The 6,977-nt window shown below is 70.6% G+C and carries 8 protein-coding genes; 5 read left to right on the forward strand and 3 right to left on the reverse strand.

The genetic code is table 11. From position 1 onward, the window contains the following. The 5 genes from BDI24065_RS40495 to BDI24065_RS40515 form a co-directional block, all read left to right on the forward strand. A partial coding sequence (locus BDI24065_RS40495) for a tetratricopeptide repeat protein (RefSeq protein WP_175035892.1) occupies positions 1–569 on the forward strand: 569 nt, incomplete at its 5' end. Between the two features lie 222 nt (positions 570–791). Beyond that, positions 792–1,337, forward strand: a complete 546-nt coding sequence (locus BDI24065_RS40500) for a hypothetical protein (protein ID WP_175035893.1) — start codon at positions 792–794, stop codon at positions 1,335–1,337. A gap of 109 nt (positions 1,338–1,446) precedes the next feature. Beyond that, complete coding sequence (locus tag BDI24065_RS40505; RefSeq protein ID WP_175035894.1) at positions 1,447–2,367, forward strand: biotin--[acetyl-CoA-carboxylase] ligase; 921 nt, start codon at positions 1,447–1,449, stop codon at positions 2,365–2,367. Next, positions 2,364–3,164 (forward strand): type III pantothenate kinase, encoded by an 801-nt coding sequence (locus BDI24065_RS40510; protein ID WP_175035895.1) that lies wholly within the window; start codon positions 2,364–2,366, stop codon positions 3,162–3,164. Before BDI24065_RS40505 ends, BDI24065_RS40510 begins: the two co-directional genes overlap by 4 nt. A gap of 205 nt (positions 3,165–3,369) precedes the next feature. Further along, the gene (locus tag BDI24065_RS40515; RefSeq protein WP_043187421.1) at positions 3,370–3,612 is read left to right on the forward strand and encodes a hypothetical protein; all 243 of its coding nucleotides are present in this window, start codon (positions 3,370–3,372) and stop codon (positions 3,610–3,612) included. Positions 3,613–3,628: 16 nt separating this feature from the next. Here BDI24065_RS40515 and rfaE2 read toward each other — a convergent pair whose 3' ends face one another. The 3 genes from rfaE2 to BDI24065_RS40530 form a co-directional block, all read right to left on the reverse strand. Beyond that, complete coding sequence (rfaE2, locus tag BDI24065_RS40520; protein ID WP_175035896.1) at positions 3,629–4,114, reverse strand: D-glycero-beta-D-manno-heptose 1-phosphate adenylyltransferase; 486 nt, start codon at positions 4,112–4,114, stop codon at positions 3,629–3,631. A 150-nt stretch (positions 4,115–4,264) separates the two neighbouring features. Next, the gene (locus BDI24065_RS40525; RefSeq protein WP_011353352.1) at positions 4,265–5,143 is read right to left on the reverse strand and encodes a diiron oxygenase; all 879 of its coding nucleotides are present in this window, start codon (positions 5,141–5,143) and stop codon (positions 4,265–4,267) included. A gap of 465 nt (positions 5,144–5,608) precedes the next feature. Continuing rightward, positions 5,609–6,835: a patatin-like phospholipase family protein gene (locus BDI24065_RS40530; protein ID WP_175035897.1), complete on the reverse strand. Its 1,227-nt coding sequence runs from the start codon at positions 6,833–6,835 to the stop codon at positions 5,609–5,611. Positions 6,836–6,977 lie beyond the last annotated feature (142 nt).

Raw genomic sequence — 6,977 nt, forward strand, 5'->3', positions numbered from 1 at the left:
CGCTCGGCATCGCGCTCGTCGACGCGCGCGAACCGGGGCTGCGCGACGAGGGGCGCGGCTGGCTGGAAACGGCCGCGGCGGCAGACAGCAAGGCCGACGCGCCGGCCGCCCGGCGTGCGCAGCTCGCGCTCGGCAAGGCGCTGCTGCTCGGCAGCAGCGACATGCCGAAGGACTACGCACGCGCCCGCACGCTGCTCGGCGAAGCAGCCGCGCAGGGCGACCCGGCCGCCGCGTATTACCTCGGGCTGATCTATCGCAGCGGTTACGGCATCGCCGCCGATCCCGTGCAGGCCGCGCACTGGTTCGACGTCGCGTCGCGCGCGGACATCCCGGCCGCGGACTTCATGCTCGCGAACGCATACCGGGACGGCAGCGGCGTGCCGCGCGACGAAGCACGCGCGCTGGCGCTGTATCGCCGCGCCGCCGAGCACGAGCTGCCGGAAGCCGTGCAGACGCTCGCGATGGCCTATCGCAACGGCGAGCTCGGGCTCAAGCCCGACGCGGACGAATTCCACGCGCAGTGGATCGAGACCGCGCACGCGCTGAAGCACCCGGTCGTCGCGCCGTAACGGCTCTTCAGCACGCACGCGCACGAACCGGCATCGCTCCGGCTGCATGACGCGCATGCCCCGACGCCCCGCGCATCGATCACCCGGCAACGGAATCGATCGCGGGGCGCGGGCGTGCGCGCCGGATGCCTTGCCGCCATCCGGCCGCTCCACGCCGATCGTTCGGCTCGCGGCAATGCATTACCATGCAGCCTCACAATAAAACCTGAGAGAACTGCATCCATGTCCCATCGCCTTTCCAGGCTTGGTGCCGCTGCCGTCGGCGCCGTCGCCCTTGCCATTGCCGGCACGCCGCTCGCAGCACTTGCCGCGCCGCCTGCCCAGCCCGACATCTTCAACGCAGCGCTTTGCAAGCCGCCGTTCACGTCGGACCTGATGGACTCGATCTACAACACCGCCAAGGCGGCCGATCCGAAACCGGACGAGTCGATGCTGGGTGCCGCGGTCTATCGTCTGCCGGCGCCGATCCACCGCGACGGCTTCACGACGCAGCAGGTCGTGTTCGTCAGTACCGGGATCGGCGTGCTCGTGGACGGCGAGGTCGCCGACCAGCTCGCGAAACGCTACCAGCTCACCCTCGAGAAGGGCCATCTGCTGGGCGCGTCGTCCATCGGCTATTCGCGCCGGCTGACGGTCCGTGGCCCGGGCGGTGCGCTGATCCTCGTGTCGGCCCGCCAGGGCCCGGCGCTGAAGGGCAAGACGCTGCTGGCCTGCGAAATGACGTCCGAAGAGGACATCAAGGCGCTGGAGCGGATGGAAAAGCATTGAGCCAAGCGGCGCCGCGGCGCCGTTCGCATCCGGGCGGCCGCGCGCCGCCCGGCAAGCCGCGCGCGTCGCCCGACGCGCGCCATCGCCCCCTGTCGCTACAATAGGCGCCATGAACGCCCCCACCTCCTCCGACACGCCCGATTCCGGCGACGCGCACATCGCGCGCAACCGGCTCGAGGCGCACCTGGACGCCGCGCCGCGTGCGTGGCCGCTCGACATCGTCGCCGCCACCGGCTCGACCAACGCCGACGTCGCCACCCGGCTCAAGGCTTTGCCGCGCACCGCGAACGCGCTGCCCGCGCCGCTCGTGCGCGTCGCGTTCGAGCAGACGGCCGGCCGCGGCCGGCAGGGCCGCCCGTGGTTCGCGCAGCCCGGCAATGCGCTGCTGTGCTCGGTCGGCTGCATCGTGCCGCGCCCCGTCGAAGCACTCGGCGGCCTCAGCATCGCGATCGGCGTGGCGCTCGCCGAAGGGCTGGCCGCGCTGCCGCTCGACGCGCATACGCGCGTCGCGCTCAAATGGCCGAACGACCTGCTGCTGACGGCCACCGACGACGGCACGCCGCGCATCGTCGGCAAGCTCGCCGGGATCCTGATCGAAACCGCGTGGACCAGCGCCGACGCCACCGCCGTCGTGATCGGCTTCGGCATCAACGTGCGCGGCGCGGAAGCCGTCGCCGCGCAGGTCGACGCGCTGCGCGCGCGCGAAGCGACGCTCGCGAGCGGGTTGCCGCCCGCTGCGCTGTCGATCGCGTGCGCATCGGCCAACCTCACCGATACGCTCGCCGCGGCGCTGAACGCGCTCACGCCGGCGCTCGCGCAGTTCGGCGCCGAAGGGCTCGCGCCGTTCCTGCCGCGCTGGCACGCGCTGCACGCGTATGCGGGGCGCGAAGTCGTCCTGCTCGAACAAGGCGTCGAACGCGCGCGCGGCATCGCGACGGGCATCGACGCGACCGGCCAGCTGCTGCTCGACACGCCGGACGGCATGCAGGCGATCGCGGCCGGCGACGTGTCGCTGCGCGAAGCGCAATGAACGAGCCGCATCTGCTGATCGACGCCGGCAACAGCCGGATCAAGTGGGCGCTCGCCGATGCGCAGCGCACGCTCGTCGAGACGGGCGCGTTCGGCCATGCGCGCGACGGCGGCGCCGATCCCGACTGGTCGACCCTGCCACGTCCGCGCGGCGCGTGGATCTCGAACGTCGCGGGCGCCGACGTGGCCGCCCGGCTCGACGCGCTGCTCGACGCGCACTGGCCAGGCCTGCCGCGCACGACGATACGCGCGCGTCAGACGCAATGCGGCGTGACGAACGGCTATACGACGCCCGACCAGCTCGGCAGCGACCGCTGGGCCGGCCTGATCGGCGCGCACGCGGCGTTTCCGGGCGAGCACCTGCTGATCGCGACGTTCGGCACCGCGACGACGCTCGAGGCGCTGCGCGCGGACGGCCGCTTCACGGGCGGGCTGATCGCACCCGGCTGGGCACTGATGATGCGCGCGCTCGGCACGCACACCGCACAGCTGCCGACGCTGACCACCGACATCGCGAGCGGGTTGCTCGCGGGTGCGCCCGCCGAACCGTTCCAGGTCGATACGCCGCGCTCGCTGTCGGCCGGCTGCCTGTACGCGCAAGCCGGGCTGATCGAACGCGCGTGGCGCGATCTCGCCGATGCGTGGCAGGCGCCTGTGCGGCTCGTACTGGCCGGCGGCGCGGCAGACGATGTCGCGCGCGCGCTGACGCTCCCGCATACGCGACACGATGCACTGATCCTGTCCGGGCTCGCACTGATTGCCGCGGAATCGGCAACCTCAACGGCGGCGCAGGCGTGACGGAGGGTGCCGGCATCGCGTCGGTGCACGGCAACGCGAGCCCATGCGGGCCCGCGTCACGATGACGGTGAAGCACGGGCGGCGCCATGACGGCAGCCCGCGCGCACGGTCGACGGAAGGAACGGGAAGGAATCGAATGGCCGGCGATGCGGCCGGCCCGATTGAATGACGTGAACCACGTCAATGACGACGAGGAGTGTCGACGATGCTGCGCTGGCTGATCGCTGTTCTCTTTCTCGCCAACATGCTTGCGTTCGTGGTGGCACGCGGCGTGTTCGGGCCGCTGCCGGCAGCCGGCCCGCGCGAACCCGGCGTGCTGGCGCGGCAGGTACGGCCCGATGCGCTGCGCGTGACGCCGCTCGCGCAGGCCACCGACCAGCCGGTCATCGGCGGGCCGATCGCGCCGCCGGCCGTCACGGCCGAGCCGCTCGCGGCGTCCGCGCCCTGACGGCGCCGGGCCGCGCTCAGGACTGCTGCGCGCGCACCTTCTTCAGCAACGCGGTGGTCGAGCGATCGTGCTCGAACGGAATCGCCAGCGCACGACCGCCCCAGCCGCGCACCAGCGCCGATTCCGGCAACGCATCCATGTCGTAGTCGCCGCCCTTCACGAGGATGTCCGGGCGGACCGCCTCGATCAGCGACACCGGCGTCTTTTCCTCGAACGTCACGACCCAGTCGACGCTTTCCAGCGCCGCGAGCAGCGCCGCGCGGTCTTCCTCCCGATTGATCGGCCGGTCGTCGCCCTTGCCGAGCATGCGTACCGACGCGTCGCTGTTCACGCCGACGATCAGGCATGCGCCGAGCGCTTTCGCGTCGGCGAGATACGTGACGTGGCCGCGGTGCAGGATGTCGAATACGCCGTTGGTGAACACGACGGGCGACGGCAGCGACGCGCGCAGGGCGACGAGAGCATCACGGGTGATCAGCTTGCGTTCGAAGATGGCGGACATGATGGAGGTCGGACGGAATGGGCAACGGCGCGCGCGGCGGCGGCGCCAGATAAAAAGCCCGCCGGACTGACCGGGCGGGCTTCATGCAACGGGTACGACATCGCGCAACGCGGCCGGCGCGATTCACGCCGGCTGCGGCGCCAACCGGCCTCAGGCCGGCTGCGCGGCCGACGACGGGCCGCTTTCGGCCTGCAGGCGGCCGGTGACTTCCTTGCGGTAACGGTTCAGCTCCTGCGCGGTCGCGAACGTGCGCTCGAACAGGATCGACAGGTTGTGCAGGATCCGCTCGACAACCTTCTTTTCCCATTCGCCGTCGAAACGGATCTGCTCGTCGAGCCAGCGCTCGAGCCATTCCGGATCGGGCAGGCGCGATTGCACGGTGTCGCGCGGGAACAGCGCCTGGTTCACGTGCAGGTTGGTCGGGTGCAGCGGCTTCTCGGTGCGACGCGCCGACGCCATCAGCACGCCGATCTTCGCGAATGCCGCACGTGCGACGTCGCCGCAATTGTTCAGCGCCTTCTTCATGTAGCGCAGGTATGCGCCGCCGTGGCGCGCTTCATCGCGCGAGATCGTTTCGTAGATCTGCTTGATGACCGGCTCGGTGTGCCAGTCGGCCGCGCAACGGTACCAGTGGTTCAGGCGGATCTCGCCGCAGAAGTGCAGCATCAGCGTCTCGAGCGGCGGCGCCGGATCGAACTGGAAGCGCACCGCGTGCAGCTCCTCTTCGGTCGGCACCATTTCCGGCTTGAAGCGGCGCAGGTATTCCATCAGCACGAGCGAATGCTTCTGCTCTTCAAAGAACCACACGCTCATGAACGCGGAAAAGTCGCTGTCGTGCTGGTTGTCGCGCAGGAACATTTCCGTCGCGGGCAGCGCCGACCATTCGGTGATCGCGTTCATCTTGATCGTCTTCGCCTGCTCGTCGGTGAGCAGCGAAGCGTCGAACTTGTCCCATGGAATGTCCTTCTCCATGTCCCAGCGGACGGCTTCGAGCGATCGGTAAAGTTCCGGATAAAGCATCGTGTTCATGATGGTCCCACCCCTGTTCTGCGCAATGCGACTTCTCTAAACGTGACTGTTGCCGCGCAAGCACGCCCGAGCGCGCTTTTTGCAGCCAAGACTGTAATTTTACGCGGGAAACCGGCCCGCCGGACGGTGATTCCTCGTCCGGCAGCCGGGCGGCCGCGTCGCCGCCGTTGGCATGCCGCAGCCCCGCTCCGTTCGAACGGAACCGGCCGCGCTTGCCTGAGTGGGGGCCGGCGCTGGCCGGCTCGTTGGCGCGCCCGTCCCCTGCCCCAGGCGGGTTCCCCGAAAGGTCCCGTGCGGATGCCGGATCGGCGGGCTGCTCGATATGGTGTATACGGCGGCGGCCATGATATCACGCGTCCATGACGGTTCCGAGACGCCTGCCCGGTCGTGCGCCGCCAATCGCGGTGCGGCGATCGGTCGCGGCCGACCGTCGCGAAAACGCAACCTTACATTACCTTGCAAGCATCAGACCCGTATTTTTCCGGTCGCGAGGCCGTCTTCCGGCGGCATGCCGGCGGCCGGCACGCTGCCGCCGTCCGCCCGCGCGATCCAGCCGGCGAGCGTGTCGCGCTGCGCACGCCCGTCGCGGTAGCCGAGCTCGATCAGTTCGCGCGTGAACGCCTCCTCGAACAGCAGGTAGCTCGCGAACGACGCGCCGGCCGGCTGGCTGCCGCCGATCGCGCCGAGCAGCCCGCGCATCGTCGCCGGCATCTGCTTCAGGTGCTTCGCGGCGATCAGCTCGATGCGCTCGGACGGTGCGATCGCGAGCACGTCGACGTGCCGCCAGCCGCTGTCCACTTCGACCTGGTGCGGCAGGTGCTCGATCATCCGGTTGATGTGCTCGATGCGCTCGATGTCCGACCCGATCGAGTCGAGGAACACGCTCGCTAGCACCTGCTGGCCGATCTGCGCGAGCGTCGGGTAGCCGCGTACCAGCCCGGCGCCGTTCGCGGCCGGAATCTCGGGCCGCGGGTCGGCCGCACCGACCACGACGATCCGGTCGGCGCCGAAGTGGATCGCCGGCGACAGCGGCGCGATCTGCCGGATCGACCCGTCGCCGAAGTATTCGATCTGCCCGTCGAGCACGAGCGGCACGGCCGGGAACACGAACGGAATCGCCGACGACGCGAGCAGGTGCGACGCCGACAGGTCGACGAGCCGCGCGGTGCGCTGCGCGCGCCGCCACGCCTGGATCGGCTCGGCCGCCTGGTAGAACGTGAGGTGCCGCCCGCTCGAATAGCTGAGCGCCGTCACCGCAAGCGCGTGCAGCAGGCGCGCCTCGAGCATCTGCTCGATCCGGTGGAAGCTCAGCTCGCGCTGCAGCAGGTGCGCGAGCGGCGCGTTGTCGAGCAGCCCGCGCGGCGAACGGCGGGCCGCCCAGCCGAACGTCATCGCCGCGAGCCAGCGCGCGCCGGCGGCCGCGATACCGAGCCAGTCGGTGCGATACACGTAGTCGGCGCGCAACGGCTCCCAGAATTCGAGCAGGCGCCGCACGCCGTGGGAAAAGTCGTCCGCGTGGCTCGCGATCGACGTCGCGTTGATCGCGCCGGCCGACGAGCCGCACACGACCGCGAACGGCAGCGTGTGCCGCCGCGGATCGGCCTCGCGCGCGATCTCGGCCAGCGCCTTCAGCACGCCGACCTGATAGGCGGCACGTGCGCCGCCTCCCATCAGAACGAGCGCGAGCCGCATGATCGACCTGCTACCTGCGCCGCGTCACGTCGAGCGCTTCGGCGGACGGGTTTCGGGCGACGAAGCGGCCGCCGCGCGCGCCGCGGCCGAACCGGCCGCACCGGTCGACTTCGCGCGCTTCGCGGCGGGCTTGCGCGGCGCG

This window comes from Burkholderia lata (assembly GCF_902499025.1).
GTDB classification, from domain to species: domain Bacteria; phylum Pseudomonadota; class Gammaproteobacteria; order Burkholderiales; family Burkholderiaceae; genus Burkholderia; species Burkholderia lata_C.